This window comes from Tenacibaculum maritimum NCIMB 2154 (genome assembly GCF_900119795.1).
GTDB lineage: Bacteria > Bacteroidota > Bacteroidia > Flavobacteriales > Flavobacteriaceae > Polaribacter > Polaribacter maritimus.
On record NZ_LT634361.1, the window covers coordinates 633,427 to 650,013 of the forward strand.

General features: G+C 30.9%; 18 protein-coding genes. 6 read left to right on the plus strand and 12 right to left on the minus strand.

The genetic code is table 11. The features are described from left to right. The first annotated feature begins 1 nt into the window (after position 1). Positions 2 to 370 carry a heavy-metal-associated domain-containing protein gene (locus MARIT_RS02970; protein WP_100210709.1) on the plus strand — a complete coding sequence of 123 codons (369 nt, stop codon included), beginning with the start codon at positions 2 to 4 and terminating at the stop codon, positions 368 to 370. A gap of 33 nt (positions 371 to 403) precedes the next feature. Here the strand turns inward: MARIT_RS02970 and MARIT_RS02975 are convergent, their stop codons facing one another. The 7 genes from MARIT_RS02975 to MARIT_RS03005 form a co-directional block, all read right to left on the minus strand. Continuing rightward, positions 404 to 1,237 (minus strand): pseudouridine synthase, encoded by an 834-nt coding sequence (locus MARIT_RS02975; protein ID WP_024741984.1) that lies wholly within the window; start codon positions 1,235 to 1,237, stop codon positions 404 to 406. Between the two features lie 47 nt (positions 1,238 to 1,284). After that, entirely contained in the window at positions 1,285 to 2,202 is a 918-nt protein-coding gene (locus MARIT_RS02980; protein WP_024741985.1) for a geranylgeranylglycerol-phosphate geranylgeranyltransferase, read from the minus strand. A gap of 13 nt (positions 2,203 to 2,215) precedes the next feature. Next, positions 2,216 to 3,142: a mevalonate kinase family protein gene (locus MARIT_RS02985; protein WP_024741986.1), complete on the minus strand. Its 927-nt coding sequence runs from the start codon at positions 3,140 to 3,142 to the stop codon at positions 2,216 to 2,218. 234 nt (positions 3,143 to 3,376) lie between these two features. Next, positions 3,377 to 3,871: a toxin-antitoxin system YwqK family antitoxin gene (locus MARIT_RS02990; protein WP_100210710.1), complete on the minus strand. Its 495-nt coding sequence runs from the start codon at positions 3,869 to 3,871 to the stop codon at positions 3,377 to 3,379. Between the two features lie 31 nt (positions 3,872 to 3,902). Then, positions 3,903 to 4,982 carry a diphosphomevalonate/mevalonate 3,5-bisphosphate decarboxylase family protein gene (locus tag MARIT_RS02995; protein WP_024741988.1) on the minus strand — a complete coding sequence of 360 codons (1,080 nt, stop codon included), beginning with the start codon at positions 4,980 to 4,982 and terminating at the stop codon, positions 3,903 to 3,905. A gap of 104 nt (positions 4,983 to 5,086) precedes the next feature. Further along, positions 5,087 to 6,835, minus strand: a complete 1,749-nt coding sequence (gene sppA / locus MARIT_RS03000) for a signal peptide peptidase SppA (protein ID WP_024741989.1) — start codon at positions 6,833 to 6,835, stop codon at positions 5,087 to 5,089. Positions 6,836 to 6,882: 47 nt separating this feature from the next. Further along, positions 6,883 to 7,290, minus strand: a complete 408-nt coding sequence (locus tag MARIT_RS03005; protein ID WP_024741990.1) for a DUF6146 family protein — start codon at positions 7,288 to 7,290, stop codon at positions 6,883 to 6,885. A gap of 100 nt (positions 7,291 to 7,390) precedes the next feature. Between MARIT_RS03005 and MARIT_RS03010 the strand changes: the two genes are divergently transcribed. The 3 genes from MARIT_RS03010 (at position 7,391) to MARIT_RS03020 (ending at position 11,190) form a co-directional block, all read left to right on the plus strand. Then, complete coding sequence (locus tag MARIT_RS03010) at positions 7,391 to 7,951, plus strand: DNA-3-methyladenine glycosylase I (RefSeq protein WP_100210711.1); 561 nt, start codon at positions 7,391 to 7,393, stop codon at positions 7,949 to 7,951. A gap of 39 nt (positions 7,952 to 7,990) precedes the next feature. Then, complete coding sequence (locus tag MARIT_RS03015; RefSeq protein ID WP_100210712.1) at positions 7,991 to 10,030, plus strand: dipeptidyl-peptidase 3 family protein; 2,040 nt, start codon at positions 7,991 to 7,993, stop codon at positions 10,028 to 10,030. Between the two features lie 242 nt (positions 10,031 to 10,272). Next, complete coding sequence (locus MARIT_RS03020; RefSeq protein WP_024741993.1) at positions 10,273 to 11,190, plus strand: ion channel; 918 nt, start codon at positions 10,273 to 10,275, stop codon at positions 11,188 to 11,190. 16 nt (positions 11,191 to 11,206) lie between these two features. Here the strand turns inward: MARIT_RS03020 and MARIT_RS03025 are convergent, their stop codons facing one another. Continuing rightward, entirely contained in the window at positions 11,207 to 11,395 is a 189-nt protein-coding gene (locus MARIT_RS03025; protein ID WP_024741994.1) for a hypothetical protein, read from the minus strand. Positions 11,396 to 11,588: 193 nt separating this feature from the next. Between MARIT_RS03025 and MARIT_RS03030 the strand changes: the two genes are divergently transcribed. Further along, the gene (locus MARIT_RS03030; RefSeq protein ID WP_024741995.1) at positions 11,589 to 12,311 is read left to right on the plus strand and encodes an SDR family NAD(P)-dependent oxidoreductase; all 723 of its coding nucleotides are present in this window, start codon (positions 11,589 to 11,591) and stop codon (positions 12,309 to 12,311) included. Positions 12,312 to 12,353: 42 nt separating this feature from the next. After that, the gene (locus tag MARIT_RS03035) at positions 12,354 to 12,740 is read left to right on the plus strand and encodes a pyrophosphohydrolase domain-containing protein (protein WP_100210713.1); all 387 of its coding nucleotides are present in this window, start codon (positions 12,354 to 12,356) and stop codon (positions 12,738 to 12,740) included. 171 nt (positions 12,741 to 12,911) lie between these two features. On the opposite strand, the gene MARIT_RS03040 is transcribed toward MARIT_RS03035, so the two are convergent. The 4 genes from MARIT_RS03040 to MARIT_RS03055 form a co-directional block, all read right to left on the minus strand. Further along, positions 12,912 to 13,562 carry a peroxiredoxin-like family protein gene (locus tag MARIT_RS03040; RefSeq protein ID WP_100211992.1) on the minus strand — a complete coding sequence of 217 codons (651 nt, stop codon included), beginning with the start codon at positions 13,560 to 13,562 and terminating at the stop codon, positions 12,912 to 12,914. A gap of 271 nt (positions 13,563 to 13,833) precedes the next feature. Continuing rightward, positions 13,834 to 14,568 carry a helix-turn-helix domain-containing protein gene (locus MARIT_RS03045; protein ID WP_100210714.1) on the minus strand — a complete coding sequence of 245 codons (735 nt, stop codon included), beginning with the start codon at positions 14,566 to 14,568 and terminating at the stop codon, positions 13,834 to 13,836. 188 nt (positions 14,569 to 14,756) lie between these two features. After that, on the minus strand, positions 14,757 to 15,329 hold the full coding sequence (locus MARIT_RS03050; RefSeq protein ID WP_024741999.1) for a hypothetical protein: 573 nt from the start codon (positions 15,327 to 15,329) through the stop codon (positions 14,757 to 14,759). Further along, positions 15,319 to 16,569, minus strand: a complete 1,251-nt coding sequence (locus MARIT_RS03055) for a hypothetical protein (RefSeq protein WP_100210715.1) — start codon at positions 16,567 to 16,569, stop codon at positions 15,319 to 15,321. Before MARIT_RS03055 ends, MARIT_RS03050 begins: the two co-directional genes overlap by 11 nt. Positions 16,570 to 16,587: the final 18 nt, after the last annotated feature.

A 16,587-nucleotide genomic window follows, 5' to 3' on the forward strand; every position in this document is an offset into this window, starting at 1 on the left:
AATGAAGAAAATAATTATAATATTTAGTTTTATGTTACTGGTTATGTCAGTACATGCGCAGAAGAAAAATGCCAAAGTATCTTGTGAGGTTGATGGAGTTTGTATGATGTGTAAAAAGCGTATTGAAGCAGCAGCATTAAAAACAAAAGGAGTAAAATTTGCAAGTTGGGATGTTCGTACTCATGAATTAAAATTGATTATAGATGAGCGTAAAACAACCTTGCAAAAGGTACAGAAAAACATAGCAGATGCAGGTCATGATTCTAAAGAAGTAAAGGCAACTACAGAAGCTTATGAAGGAATCCATCCTTGCTGTAAATATAGAAGTGAAGCAGTAAAAGAAGAGCATCAGAAAGGAGAAACAGAGTAAAAAAAAACCTGAGTTTTAAAACTCAGGTTTTTTTTATAACATTTGTAAACTACTTACTTCTAAAGAAGTTAGTTCTCTCCATCTTCCTCTAGGTAAATTCTTTTTGGTCATACCTGCAAAAATAACTCTATCTAGTTTTACAACTTTGTAGCCTACGTGCTCAAATATTTTACGAACAATTCTGTTTCTACCAGAGTGGATTTCAATACCAACTTCGGTTTTTTGCTCTCCTTCAACATAGGAAACCGCGTCAATAAATACTTTTTTACCTTCAATAATTACATCACCACGAAGTTTGTTTAAATCTTTTAAGTCTAATTTCCTATCTAAAGAAGCATGGTACAATTTACGAACATTGTGTTTTGGATGTGTTAATTTCTTAGCCAATTCACCGTCATTTGTAAAGAGTAGTAGTCCTGTAGTGTTTCTATCCAAACGGCCAACAGGGTAAATACGTTCTTTAGTGGCATTGCTAACTAGCTCCATTACCGTTTTTCTACCACGATCATCTTCCATAGTAGTAATGTAGTTTTTAGGTTTATTAAGCAATATGTATTTTTTTTGCTCAGGAGAAATCAAGGTCCCATCAAAGCGAACAGCATCATTAGGTTGTACTTTATAGCCCATTTCTGTAACTAGCTCACCATTCACTGTAACACTACCGTGTTCTATATAAGTATCAGCTTCTCTTCTAGAGCATATTCCTGAATTTGAAATAAATTTATTCAATCGGATTCCAGTATTCTCAGTAGAAGTGTTTTGAGCTGTAGTAGTTTTCTTAAAGTTTTTTTGAAATTTACCTTTTTTTTGAGGACTGTTGCTTTTAGCGGCGTGTCGTCCTCTCGACGAGTTATTTTTTGAATTCATTTTTTTATTTTTAAAATGCGTGCAAATGTACGCTTAAATATTTGATTTTAATATAACTTATGAATCACTTTTTCAACTAGTAAAGAAGGTTTGATAAACATTAAACTAAAAATTCCAATCAATAGTAGTAGTTTTAAGATGTTGTGTATTAATATATAATCTCTTCTGTATTTAGATTTCCATAAGTATAATGCAATAAAAACAAGTGTGATAATCGCCCAATAGAAATAGTATTTCATATAGCTAATTTCTGCATAAGAGAGTAGTAGGGTAATAGGTATAAGGGTTAATAAAATTAATAATACTGAAACTTGTTTGGTTTTTTTTTCACCATATTTTACAGGAAATGTGTTGTAGTTATTGGCAATTGCTCCTTTTATATTTTCTAAATCTTTAACGAGTTCACGTATCATAATTACTAAGAATAAAAAAAATGCATGAATAAATATAGCCGTAGAAAAATTTTTAAAATAGATAAATATGGCAAAGAAGGGAATTATTGTTAAGGTAGTAGCTAGTAAGAGTCCTAGAAAAGGGTGTTTTTTTAGTTTATGGGAATAAAACCAAATAAAGAAAATATAAGAAGAAAAGAATCCGGCAGCTTTCCAAGACACCAACCAACCAAATAGAAAACCAAGAAAATTTAATAAGAAGTAAATGTTTAATTTAGTTCTTTGGCTCACATAAGCATCTAGCCCTGATTTTATAGGACGGTTTATTCGGTCAGCCTTGGCATCATAAAAATTATTAATAATATATCCCGCAGAAACTACGCAAACAGAAGAAATTATAATAAATAATAAATGCGTATCTAGTAGAACAGTTCTCAAAGATTTTTGAGGAGAGAAGATAAAAATAGCAGCCAAATATTGAGCTGCTATTAATATAAGTATATTATACCCTCGTATTACTGATAATAAGCTAATTCCTTTAAAGAAAAGAGTACGTATTTTTGAGTATTTCATAGCGATATTGCTATTAAAACCTATACACGAGTTCTAGTTTGTAATCTTGTAAGCTTTTTTGTGCTTTTTCGTAGTTTTCAGTGAATCCTAAGATATAGCCACCTCCACCAGAACCGCATAACTTTAGGTAATAATCATTAGTTTGTATTCCTTTTTCCCAAACTTTATGAAAAGCTTTAGGAATCATTGGTTTAAAATTAGTTAAAACCAATTTAGATAAATTTTTAACGTTGCTAAATAATGATGTAACATTTCCGTGTAAAAAATCATCAATGCAAGCATCTGTATAAGTAACAAACTCTTCATGGAGCATTTTACGAAAACCTTCATTTTTCATCTTATTCATGAAAATGTTAACCATGGGTTGCGTTTCTCCAATTTGTTCAGAGTCCAATAAGAATACAGCTCCTTTTCCTTCTTTTTGAGACGGAATGCCAGCGGCTTCAATGCGTTCTTTTGAATGAATAAGGATAGGTAAGCTTAGATAAGAGTTTAAAGGGTCTAAGCCAGAGCTTTTTCCATGGAAAAAAGATTCCATTAAAGAAAAAATAGCTTTTAACTTTAAGAGTTTATCGCGTGTTAAGTTTTCTAATACAGTAATTTTGTCCGTTGCATATTGGTCATAGATAGAGGCTACAAGTGCTCCAGAACTACCTACTCCGTACCCTTGTGGGATTGAGGAGTCAAAGTACATACCTCTTTCGATATCTGATTTTAATTTCTCCAAATCGAAAGAAACCAAATCATTTTTTAAGTTAACTAGGTATTCATAGAATTTTGCTAAATTATCATTAGACTTTTTAGCTTCTCCTGTTAAGTTTTGAGCTGTTTTTAAAGCTCCTTTATATGAGTTAAAAGGAATTGCTAAGCCTTTGGAATCTTTAATGATTCCGTACTCACCAAATAGCAATATCTTCGCGTAAAATAAAGGTCCTCTCATTAGTTTCTATGAATTTTGAGACAAAAGTAAGACTAAATATAATACAATACTATTTATAAATTAAAATAAATAGCATAAAAAAGTCTTTTTTCTTTCTATTGAAGTGATTTAAACTTTTTTTATTGGGAAAAGGAAATCTTATGGAAGGTCATGTTTTATTTTTAGCACTTAGGTAGATAAAAAAAGCATTTTTCTTTATCGAGGTTTTTCGTGGTAATTTGTAATACGAGTCAGTTAATAAACATTTTTATAAAAAGTTTTCCAAACCCCTATTTTTTCTCCATTTCTATACTTTCCTTTCTTTTTTATTTTTCCGTTTTTGTAATACGTTTTCCAAACGCCATCTCGTTTGCCGTTGGTGTATTTTCCAGTTTCTTTAAGCTCTCCTGTTTCATAATATACATCGCGTTTTCCTTCCAACTCTCCATTTTGGTAATTTGCTTTGTGAAATGTTTTTCCATTAGGATGATAATAAAGAATCAAGCCATCGAATTTTTCTTCGTTAGGTGTTGATACTGTGCTAAAGCCTTCCATTTGTACTGTGCCATTAATGTAGTAATCTACAATCCAAAAACCATTGCCCTTTTTTTGAGGGGCAGGTCGATAAAATACGGCTTTGTCTTTGGTAGTAGCATTCCAATTCGCATCAAACCAAATAGTTTCTTGAGCGTTTACTGTTGTGGCTAGGAAAAAAAGAATGATTCCAATAAGTGTTTTCGAATTTTTCATGATATTAGTTGGGGATTAAGTGATTATGATTTTAGATTTCTATGGCTCCAAAACTCACATTATCACAAATATACTGATTTTTTTGGCAATATTTAGATAACTCTTTGTTTATAAACTGATTAACACTTTCTTTTTCATCAAAAGGATATAGCACATGCACATTGGCACCGGCATCTAAAGTAAAGCAGATATTACTATTATTTAAAGTTCTGTACTCCCAAATCTTATGAATAATTTCTAAAGTATTAGGTTTCATTAAAATAAAGTAAGGGTTGCTTGTTAACATCATTGCATGTAATGTTAAAGCTTCGCTTTCTACTAAATTAATAAATCCTTTTAGGTTGCCATTTTGAAGGAATGTAGTAATTTTTGAGAGGTTATTAGTTGCCTGTTGAAAACGATTTTCAGCATAAGGATGATCGTGCATTAGATTGTGTCCAACCGTGCTGCTAACTTGCTTTTCTCCTTTATCAACAAGTAAAATGGCGTCTTGATAGTTTTCAAAGACAGGGTGTACTTGGTGAGGAAATTTTGTTCCAAATAAATCAGAACTTCCTTCAATATTAGGATGTGCTCCCCAAACTACAATAGGACCATCAATACTTCTACTAGCACTTCCAGAACCTAAACGAGCTAAAAAAGAAGCTTTTTGCTTGATAAATTCTTCTGTTAATGATGGAATTAATTCTTTTTCTAAGCTCATGATACACATTGCAATAGCACTCATCCCACTTGCAGAAGAGGCAATTCCACTACTATGAGGAAATGAGTTTTCAGAATGAATGCTCATATGGTATTCCAAAAGGTATGGGCAATATGGCTCAATTCGTTTTAAAAATGCGGCAATTTTAGGCTGAAAGCTTTCTTTTTTCTTACCTTCAAAAAGCAATTCAAAAGAAGCTTTTTCATTTTTAGCACCTTTTTTAAAATTTATGGTAGTAATTGTATGGCAGTTATTTAACGTAAAGCTAATAGAAGCATTTTTAGGTATTTGAGGAGTGCTTTTACCCCAATATTTTACCAATGCGATATTGCTAGGTGTTCGCCATGTAAAAGTAGCCTTTTCAACGGTTTGTACGATTTTTTTCGGAATGAATTGTTCTGTATTCAATTGCTTTAATATTTGCAACAAAGATATATTTTGTAGGAGATAATAAAAAATAAAAAAGAGACTACCTTTTACAGATAGTCTCTTTGTAAAATAGGGTTTTGTTGTTAGTTGATTTGAAAAATGAAAGGCAATCGAGCTTGGATTCCTTTTAATTTTTTCATGTCTTTAACGTTTTTATATAAGCGATAGCTCTCTTCTCCTAAAGCTTCTTGCAAAACTTCTTCTTTAGTAACTTTTGCAAATGGAGAAAGTTTTAAAGCTTCTTTTAAATCTTTTTTATAATTTGGATAATTTCTAATTCTATAACTGTCTATTTCGGCTAATTCAGCAGCTACTTGAATAGCGTCTTCTAAACTACCAAGTTGATCTACTAGCCCTAAATTGACGGCCTCTTTACCTGTCCAAACGCGTCCTTGAGCAACATTATCAACTTCTTCAAAAGTCATATTTCTACCAGCGGCTACGCGATTAACAAATGTTTTATAGATGTTTTCAACGCCTTCTTTAGTTACCTCGTAAAATTGTTTGGAAATAGGTTCAAAAGGACTATAATATGCGCTTTTGTTGGTGCTAACTTGTTCTGCATTAATGCCTATGTTCTCTGCTAATTGATGTACATTAGGAACCGCTCCAAATACTCCAATAGAGCCTGTAATAGTGGTAGGTTCCGCTATTATTTTATCAGCATTACAAGCAATATAATAGCCTCCAGAAGCTGCAAGATTCCCCATAGAAACGACCAAAGGTTTTTCTTTTTTGGTAAGTTCCAATGCTCTCCAAATTAATTCAGAAGCCAAAGCAGAACCGCCAGGAGAGTTTACTCGTAAAACAATTGCTTTAATGCTATGATCTTCCCTAGCTTTTTTCAACGCTTTATTAATCATATCTTGGCCAATCATTTCTTCTGATCCTTTTCCGTATATAATTTGTCCTTGAGCGTAAATTACAGCAATTTTATTACTAGTTTTTACCACTTTTCGTCCTTTACCAGCTTTTATATAATCATTTATTGATATCATGTTTATTTCGGCCGTTCTTGATGCTATTTTTACTTTAGCATCAAATTCGTCTTCATAAATAGCCGCATCAATTAATTGGTTGCTCATTGCTTTATCAGCATCTCTACCAAGAGAGTTGGTGGCTATATTATTTAATGTCGGAATCGGTATTTTTCTGCTTTCGCTGATGTCTTCAAGTATTTCAGACCAAATAGATTGCAAAAAAGAAGTTGTTTGCTCTCTATTAGCTTCACTCATTTTATTACTCAAATAAGGTTCAACGGCACTTTTGTATTTTCCGTGACGAATTACTTCCATTTTAATACCGTATTTATCTTCAAAATCTTTATAGTATAAAATTTCAGTAGTCAAACCTTTAAAATCAATGGCTCCGATAGGGTTTAAAAAGAGGCTATCGGCAACAGAACTTAGGTAGTAGTTTTTTTGGTTATACACATTGTTATAAGCATATACAAATTTTCCACTTTCTTTAAATGCTGCTATTTTATCTCGTATTGCTTGTGTTTGTGCAATTCCTGCATTTACAAAAGAGGTTTGAATAGTTATTCCTTTAATGTGGTCATCTGTTTTAGCATTTTCTATGGCGGTAATAATACGATTCAATCCTAATTTTTCATCAGCTAAATCAAAAGCTTCAACAAAGGGGTTATTCTCTACGGGAGCATAATCCTTTATAGGAATGGATAAGTCTAAATTTAAAACAGAATTAGGTTTAACAAGAGTAATTTCCTCATTGCCAAAGGCAGCGGCAATGCCTATAAAAACTAGAAGGAGTAGAAAAATAGCAATAAAAAAACCAATTATTGCAGCAATAAGGTTACGTAAAAAGTTCATTTTAAAGTTTAAAAATTGAGCTACAAATATACTCTTTTCTAAAGAAGCTATTTGAGCTGCATTCTATATTTTTGTTGCGCAAATTCGAAATAATTAAAGAGTTTATAATTTACCTCATAGCCATAGTTTATATTAGGATCATAATCAATGATATTCTCGTAAATATTAGGATTGAATTGATTGACATTTGTAACTCTATAATTCCAAGTAGATACGTAAAATAAATTTTTATTTTCAAGATAATTTTGAGAGTAGTATCCAGTAGGTTTGGCAATGGTGTTGAGATACATGGTAAAACCAGGGTCGATAATAATGATTTCGTAGGCCAAGCTGTCATTTGCAATAACTACAGGAGGTTCTTTGCTTGTGGTTGTTATTTTGTTAAGAGAAGGAGTGCATGACCAAATACATACCCCAATACAACAAAGGAGAAAGAATGTTTTAGAGAATTTCATAATAGCGAGCTTTAGAAAAACTAAAGTTGCAAAAAATATTTCAAAAATGATTGATTTTTAGGAGCTTTAACAATAACTTTCAAGCAAATAACTTTAAGAAATGAAAAAAAGATGTTTTTGGGTAAGTGATGATTCTTTATATGTTGAATATCATGATATTGAATGGGGGGTTCCTACTTTTGACGATGCAAAATTGTTTGAGTTTTTAATTCTAGAAACCTTTCAGGCTGGACTTAGTTGGATTACTATTTTAAAAAAAAGACAAAATTTTAAAAAGGCATTTGATGATTTTGATTATAAAAAAATAGCAAATTATACTGATGAGGAGTATGAGCGTTTGATACAGGATCCAGGAATTATACGAAATAAACTGAAAGTGAAAAGTGCTATTACTAATGCAAGGTTGTTTATGGAGGTTCAAAAAGAATTTGGATCTTTTTCAAAATTCTTTTGGAGTTATACGAATGGAAAACCTATTGTGAATAAATTTGCGAGAAAAGAAGATGTACCAGCAACCACTCCATTATCAGATAAAATTTCAAAAGATTTAAAAAAGCGGGGATTTAAGTTTGTCGGCTCTACTGTGATATACGCTTATATGCAGTCTATGGGAATGGTAAATGATCATACTACAGATTGTTTTAGGCATCACGAAGTTTAAAATTTGTACATTTATCCACCAAAATAAAAGTTAATCGAAATGAAATTAAAACATATTTTTTGTTCAGTTGTTGCAGCAGGAACATTTCTTTCTTGCGCCGTTGATAAAAAAGAAGAGACAAAACCCCAAACAGTAAAAAAACAAGCAACAGCGTTTGACTATGTAGTAGAGCAATTTGCTGATGTGAGAGTAATGAGATATCAAATACCAGGATTTGATGAGCTTACTTTAAAAGAAAAGCAATTAGTTTATTATTTAACACAAGCAGGACTTGCAGGTAGGGATATTATGTGGGATCAGAATTACCGACATAATTTAGAAATTAGGACTGTTTTGGAGGGAATTAATAATAATTATAAAGGGGATAGAAGTAGTACGGAGTTTAAAAAGTTTAAAACGTATTTAAAAAGGGTTTGGTTTTCAAACGGAATTCACCATCATTACTCAAATGATAAATTAAAACCAGCTTTTTCTAAAGCGTATTTTGTTGGCTTGTTAAAAGATTCAGGAATTATTATAGCTCCTGAAGTATTAGATGTTATTTTTAATGATAAGGATTTAAAAAAGGTAAATAAAAAAGCAGGAGTTGACAATGTATTGGCATCAGCAGTAAATTTTTATGACCCTACAATAACAAGTAAGGAAGTAGCTGATTTTTATGCAAAGGCTTATAAAGGACCTAAAAATCAACCTATAGAAGCAGGGCTTAATTCAAAGTTAGTACGTGAGAATGGTGCGTTGGTAGAAAAGGTATGGAAATCAGGAGGTATGTATGGCCAAGCTATTGACAAGATTATATTTTGGTTAGAAAAAGCAAAAGGGGTTGCTGAAAATGCTAAGCAAGCAGAAGCATTAGGATTATTAATAACGTATTATAAAACAGGAAGTTTAGATATTTGGGATAAATATTGTATTGCTTGGGCAACTTCAACAGAAGGAAATATAGACTGGATTAATGGGTTTATAGAAGTGTATAATGATCCTAAAGGATATAGAGGATCGTATGAAACTATTGTAGAAATTAAAGATTTTGATATGTCTCGAAAAATGGCAGTACTATCAGAAAATGCACAATGGTTTGAAGATAATTCTCCATTAGATCCGGCTCATAAAAAAAGCAATGTAGTAGGGGTTTCGTATAAAACAGTAAATGTAGCAGGAGAGGCTGGTGATGCTTCGCCAAGTACTCCTATTGGTGTCAACTTACCAAATAATAATTGGATTCGTCAAGAGCATGGTTCTAAATCGGTATCTTTAGGAAATATTACAAATGCTGATAATAATGCTGGAGGAACAGGGCGTTTAAAAGAATTTGCTCATGATGATGATGAAATAGCATTGGAAATAGCATACGGGCAAAAAGCCGATAAACTGCATACTGCTTTGCATGAAGTAGTAGGGCATGCATCAGGTAAAATAAACGAAGGTATTGGGCAACCAAAAGAAACACTTCAAAATTATGCCTCTACTATGGAAGAAGGAAGAGCTGATTTAGTAGGGTTGTATTACTTAATGGATCCGAAATTACAAGAATTAGGTTTAGTAGAGGATTGGGAAAAGATAGGAAAAGCAGCATATGATGGATATATCAGAAATGGGTTAATGACGCAGTTGGTACGTATTAAATTAGGAGATGATATTGAAGAAGATCATATGGTAAATCGTCAATGGGTTGCTGCTTGGGCCTTTGAACAAGGAAGGAAAGATAATGTTATTGAAAGAGTAATACGTGATGGAAAAACATATTATAATATTAATGATTACCAGAAATTGCGTGAAATCTTTGGACGTTTATTGAAAGAAGCACAGCGTATAAAGTCGGAAGGAGATTTTGAAGCAGCAAAAGCTTTAGTAGAAGGATACGGAGTAAAAGTGAGTCAAGACTTACATAAAGAGGTGCTAAAGAGAAATGAAAAATTTACAGCAGCTCCATATAGAGGGTTTGTTAATCCTGTATTGGAACCTGTAAAGGATGCAGCAGGAAATATTACAGATGTAAAAGTAATACAACCAAAAACTTTTGAAGAGCAAATGAAGTTTTATGCTGAGAATTATAATTTCTTACCAGTTAAGAACTAGATCGTGGTAAATAGAAATTTTAAAACCGATTCTGATTTTAGAATCGGTTTTTTTATATTTTAAGATTGTCTTACTTTTGAAAGTACTTTGGAATATTTACCAGTTAAAACTTTGCGTATAAATTCTGTTGTTTTAAGAGAAGAGTTCAAATAAAATTTTAAGGATAAAGCTACATCAATGAAAAGGAAACAAATTTATAGGTAACGTTTTATAAAAAATATGTACATACTAAGAAATACTATATGGTAAAAAAAATTAAAGATCCAGGCTTAGGTTATAATTCCAGGAGTGATGCACAAAGTATCATTCGTAAGAATGGGGCTTCAAACATTAAACATATTAATAAAAAATTTAATGTTAATGATGTTTACACTTATTTTGTGGAGTTGTCTTGGGGTACATTTTTCTTGATTGTATTTTTAAGTTATATAATCATGAATGTATTATTTGGATATTTATACACTGTAATAGGGATCTCGCAAATAACGCCTTCTAAAGGAAATTTTTATGACGATTTTTTAAGCGGATTCTTTTTTAGTGCTCAAACTTTGACAACGGTAGGATATGGAGGAATATCACCAAAAGGAGTGGCTGCTAATTTTATAGCAGCATTTGAAGCAATGCTAGGACTTTTAAGTTTTTCATTTATAACAGGATTATTGTATGGAAGATTTTCAAAACCCAAAGCAGCTATTCATTTTAGTGAAAACATCATTTTAAGAAATTTAAATAATAAAAGAACGTTGATGTTTCGTATTATGAATAGTAGAAAAACAGTAATGATAGAGCCAGAGGTAACAGTTACATTGGCCATTACTAAAGAAGACGAGGCACATAAGTTTAGTAGGAATTATTACCGTTTTTCTTTAGAAAGAGAAAAAATAATGTATTTACCAACTACTTGGACAATTGTACATGAAATCAATGAAGCAAGTCCATTATTTGAATATACCAATGAAGAAATAGGAGCCTTAGATGCGGAACTGTATATTTTAGTGAAATACCATGAAGAATCTTTTGGGCAGCAAGTATATCAAATTTCTTCCTATGATTTTTCTAAATTAATAATAGGAAAAAAATACAAACCTTCTTTTTATTATGACGATGAAGGCTATACAGTATTGGATCATGATAGACTTAATGAAATGGAGTTAATGTAGGGGAGTATCTATAAAGTTATTTTAAAACATATTTGGAAGCAACCAAAAGAACAATAGTAACTACCAAAGCAATAGCCACTTTTACTGCGGTGTTTTTATAATAGATATCATGGCTTTTAGAATCTTTTTTATAACTATATATCATAAAGCCAATAAAAGTTAAAGCAAAAATAAGAGCAAAAATAATTCGACCCGGAGTAAACATAAATAATTGTATTTTTATACAAAATTACTCAATGATATTGAAACTATCTAATATCTTAGATTATTTGTTATTTGAATTTAATTACGTAAAAAAGAAAGACTTTTAAAAAGAAAATAAAGAAAGAGTCTTTATGTTTAAAGTATAAGTTCAATAATAAACAAGGTGTATAAACGTAATTATTATATTTATTTTTATGAAAACAGCCATTGTTTTTGGAGCTACTTCGGGTATCGGTAGAAAACTAACAGAGATGCTAGTAAAAGACCAGTATAAAGTAGCTATTACAGGAAGAAGGGAAGAGAAGTTAAAGAGATTAAAAGAACAGTATCCTACTCAAATTGTAGTAAAAAGAAATGATATTCAAGACATAGCAGCTCTAGAAAAGGCGTTTTATGAGATAGTAGAAGCGTTAGGGAAAGTAGATTTAATCATTCAATCATCAGGAGTAGGGTTTGTAAACTCATCATTAACATGGAGTAAAGAATCAGAAACGATTCATACCAATGTGTTAGGAGTAACGAGGTTATACGGATTAGCTTATATGCTTTTTAAGCAACAAAGCTACGGACATTTGGTGGGTATTTCATCGATAGCTTCTTTAAGAGGAAATAGATTTGCGCCGGCTTATTTTGCATCAAAAGCCTATCAAAAAGCTTACTTGGAAAGTTTATATATTAAAACGAAATCAATCGCATCAAAAAAAGTCTTTATTACAGAAATTCGCCCAGGTTTTGTAGATACTGCAATGGCATTAGGAGATGGAATTTTTTGGATGGTACCACTAGAAAAAGCAGCAAAACAAATTTATATGGCTATCCAAAAGAAAAAAAGAGTTGCTTATATTTCTAAGCGTTGGAGATTAATAGCGATTGTTTTAAAAAATGCACCAGCATGGTTGTTAAAAAAGGTCTTATAGAATTACTTTCATAATAATGTATTTATATAAAAAAGAAATAACATGGAAAAAGAGATAGCAGCAGTACGCGAATTTCATAGCGTATTTAAGTTAGGAATTAACAATGAGCCTACTACTAATATAGGGGGAGATAGAAAAATGTTACGCTTTAACTTAATGAAAGAAGAAAATGAGGAGTATTTAGAAGCAGCTCAAAATAATAACTTGGTAGAGGTGGCAGATGCCCTAGGTGATATGTTATATATATTATGTGGAACCATTATAGAGCACGGTATGCAAGATAAGATAGTAGCAGTGTTTGAAGAAATACAACGCAGTAATATGAGTAAGCTAGGAAAAGATGGAACACCAATTTATCGAGAAGATGGAAAAGTATTAAAGGGACCAAATTATTTCAGTCCTAATATAAAGAAGATCTTAAAAGAATAACAATTAAAAATAATAGTAAATACTGAGAGATGAAATAAGAAAAAAAGGTATCGAGAATCAGTTTCGGGGGAAACCTTTATTCTCGATACACATAAACTTACCCCGATATTAAAATTCATATAAATGAATTGGAGATTTATCGTTGATAAGCAAGGCTATATAGCTTTAAAATTAAGAGACAGGTTGCTTCTTAAGCACATCCAAAATGATTTCAGGATCAAGTCTTTCTGTATAATCTTCAGGAGCAAAACTATAAATAATCTCTCGTTGTTTGTTTACAATAAAAGTAGCAGGCATAGGTAATTCATAATCTTTATTCCCATTAGATTGATCTACATGAAGATTAAATGAATGATATACTTCTCTTAATTCTTCTGGCATTTTAAAAACCAACCCTATAGATTTTGCATATGTATTATCAAGATCGCTTAATACACTAAATGTTAGTTTGTTTTTTTCTGATGTGCTTAGTGAATTATCAGGAGTTTCAGGAGAAATTGCTACTAAATCTGCTCCTAGCTCTTTTAATTGGGGAATGATATCTTGCAAGGCTTTTAGCTCTAAATTACAATACGGACACCAACCACCTCTATAAAAAGAAACTACTAAAAAATCACTTTTAAAGTCGTCAAGACTTACAGGTTTGCTAGTGGCATCCACTAGGTTGAATACAGGAAGTGTGCTTCCAGGTTGTATTGCTTTTTTACTAAGAGCTACATCCTTTAATGCTTTGGTGCTATTTTGCATAATTGTTAATTGCTCTAAAGGAATGTTTTTTGCACTTATTTCTTTGGTATTGGCTAATATTTTTGATAAACTCATCATTACTTTTTTTAAATTTTACATATTCAATACTATATATGTTTTAAAATTTTATGTAAAGAGCTTGCATTATTTTTAGTATTGTTTAAGAAAGAGAAATTAGGTAAAACCTTTGGCTGTACTTTTATTCCTTAATAACAAACTAAAAAGAAAGAAGCTATGCACAAAATTTTGCGACGTAAATAGCAGATCGTTTTAACACTACAAAAGTCAGCCAAATTATAGTTTATAAAAATGTAAAAAAAGGAAAAAAAGATGTAAAAAATTCCCACTAAACCTTTTTTAAAAACGCATTCCTATACTGTGTAGGTGTAAGCTCAACGCTCTTTTTAAAATATTTTATAAAGTAGTAAGGGTCCTTGAAACCAAGTTGATAGGCAATCATCTGGCTAGTGTCTGCCGTGTGAAGTAGCTTATGTTTCGCCTTTTCTATAACCTTTTCAGTAATAAAATTACAAGGAGTTTTTTGTTCGCTTTTTTTAACTTCTTTAATCAGTTTCTTTAAAGGAATTTGTAACATCTCAGCATAATCTCCTGCGCAATAATTTTTACCAACATTTTGATCAATAAGAGCAGAAAATCTTTCGGTAATAGTGGGCTTTTCATTATGAAGAGCAAAGTCATTGAATAGTTCGCTCCATAAAATATGCATATAGCTTTCTATAAGACGTTTATTTTCTTTAGCCTTTTCAATAGCATTAATAAGGTGCTTTTTGTTTTCTACATTGTTAATACTTTGAAATTTAAAGTACGTAGTTGTTTTTTTAGCAACTTTATCAATATCAGGGAAAGTTTTTAAAAAATCATCCGTTAATTCAATAACAAACGCTTCTAAATAAGGAGAAGCTGCCAAAATATAAAAAGGAGTATCAAAAAAGAAATAGCTATTTGAAGGTATTGTTTGATTTTTTTCTGATTTTTCAATCGTAATGTTACCATTTAAAAGAATGCAAACGCTTTTTCCATTAGGAGTAAGTGTGTCGTTATTTTTAATATTATAAATCATTTTCTTTACATTGAAGAGGTTTTATATCAGTTATCATTCTCATTAAATGAGGTGTTTTTTTTTAATACGACAACGTTATGATCCATAACGCTCCCCACAAATATAAAACCTTTATAAAGAAGAGCGATAGTTGCAGTTGCTATTCTATTTCGATTACTTGTAAAAATATTGTTTATTGTGTAATGTTTTTATATTACTTTAATTTTGTCTTTTATAGTTATTGAATTTGTTCCTTTTATCATTAACTTGTGTTCCTCTCTAAGTTGTTTCCATTCAGTAGCTTTAATAAAATGATTATGAAAATTAGTTTTGCCTTTTCTAGGAAAAGAAGCTATAGCATAAACAATTTTATTTTTAGGGATTATACCTTTGTTTCTAAATAGAGCAATATTCACAAGAAACTTTTCTTTCATTTCTTTATGGTAGGCAGAAACATTTTTGGGTTTACAATCTTTTATCTCAATAAAAATAATAAATGATTCAAGTGTGTTTGAAGTTAGGTACATCACACCTTCACATTGTTTTAATTCTCTGTCACCATCCATAAAACATTGCGGTTTAAAGATAGTTGTTGAAATGTTTAAAGATGTTGGATTTAGAATCTTTAAAGGAGGAATATCTGGTGGTAGCCTTTCTAAAACTTCGACAGATTTAGCAGAGTTTGTTCTTTCGGTATAATCAACTATATAAAACTTGTCTTTTTGAGTTGTAACATGCCTTAACTTATCTTGTCCAAATTCAGCATTCATATTATCCTTCATCTGAATAGTAATTTAAAATTTCGAAATACTCATCAGTTAACTCTGTCATTTTAATATCAAAATAATTTTCTGATATAATATAATCTTTATCTTGAATATTACGAATTTCACCATCTTCTATTTCCCAGACTGACACCAGTTTTGGAGTAATCCATGAAGGCTGACTTTGAAAATTGATGAGTTTATCAGAAGGAATATTTTCTTTAACTAATCCGCCTAATAAGCAGTTGTTTAGTGCGTAAAGTATGTACGGGCTATGTGTGGTTAATGTTAAGTTATGATTTCTATCTGTATTGCATATTTTATTGAGTAAATGATAAACTAATTCTTTTTGCGTTTCTGGAAATAGGTTTTGTTCAGGTTCTTCGATAATTACGTTAGAAAAAGCATAATCTGTAGATAAACCAATCTCATTCCAAACTTTTTCTTTTGTTTCGTTTAGCAATTCAGTGTCCTGTTTAAAATTGGATTCTTGTTTAAGGTTTTGATTTTTTATGATCCAATCATAATCTGCTTTTAGGTTTTCAGGTAACAATTCTCTAATATATTTTTTTTCAGCAGGAGAAGGATTCCTTTTTTGAGTATAAAGAGTAGAAAACATAAACTCACAAACTACAAGTAAAGGAGTTATTGATTGCTGACCACTTGAAGATCGTTGTAATGAAATTCTCTTATTATTGGGTAATGTAAGAATATCATTTTTAGACGAGGCATCATAGCTGTATTTTATATCAATTGATTTTAGAGGGTTTTGATACTCTTTCTTTTTTGTAAGAATTTCTTTAAAACTAATCCAATCGTTTAAAAAATTTATGATATTATCATAACCATCATTATATCTTTCTAAATTAGGAATTGCTGATACAAAATTTCTTTCAGCGGGTATATACTCAATTTTTAAATTTTTATATCTACTAAGCTTTTGATTAGAAACTTTTCTTATTTCTGTAGTTTTATTCTTACCTTCAAAATTAATTATAGTCCAATCACTTTCATATTCTATCTTAGAGCTATCAGAAAAGTATCCATTGTCCATTCTATGGAAATCCGTTAGGCCATCGTAAAAGTTATAATTATCACCTGCTAAAAGATGGTTCTTTTCATACCAACTACATTGACTAATTATTTTAGCAATGGTGCTTTTACCGCTGCTTTGAGGTCCCATAAATACATTAACTTTATTTAAATTAAAATCAGCATTTTTTATTGGTCCTATGTTTTTAATCTTTATGCGAGCCATACTTTTATATCAAATATT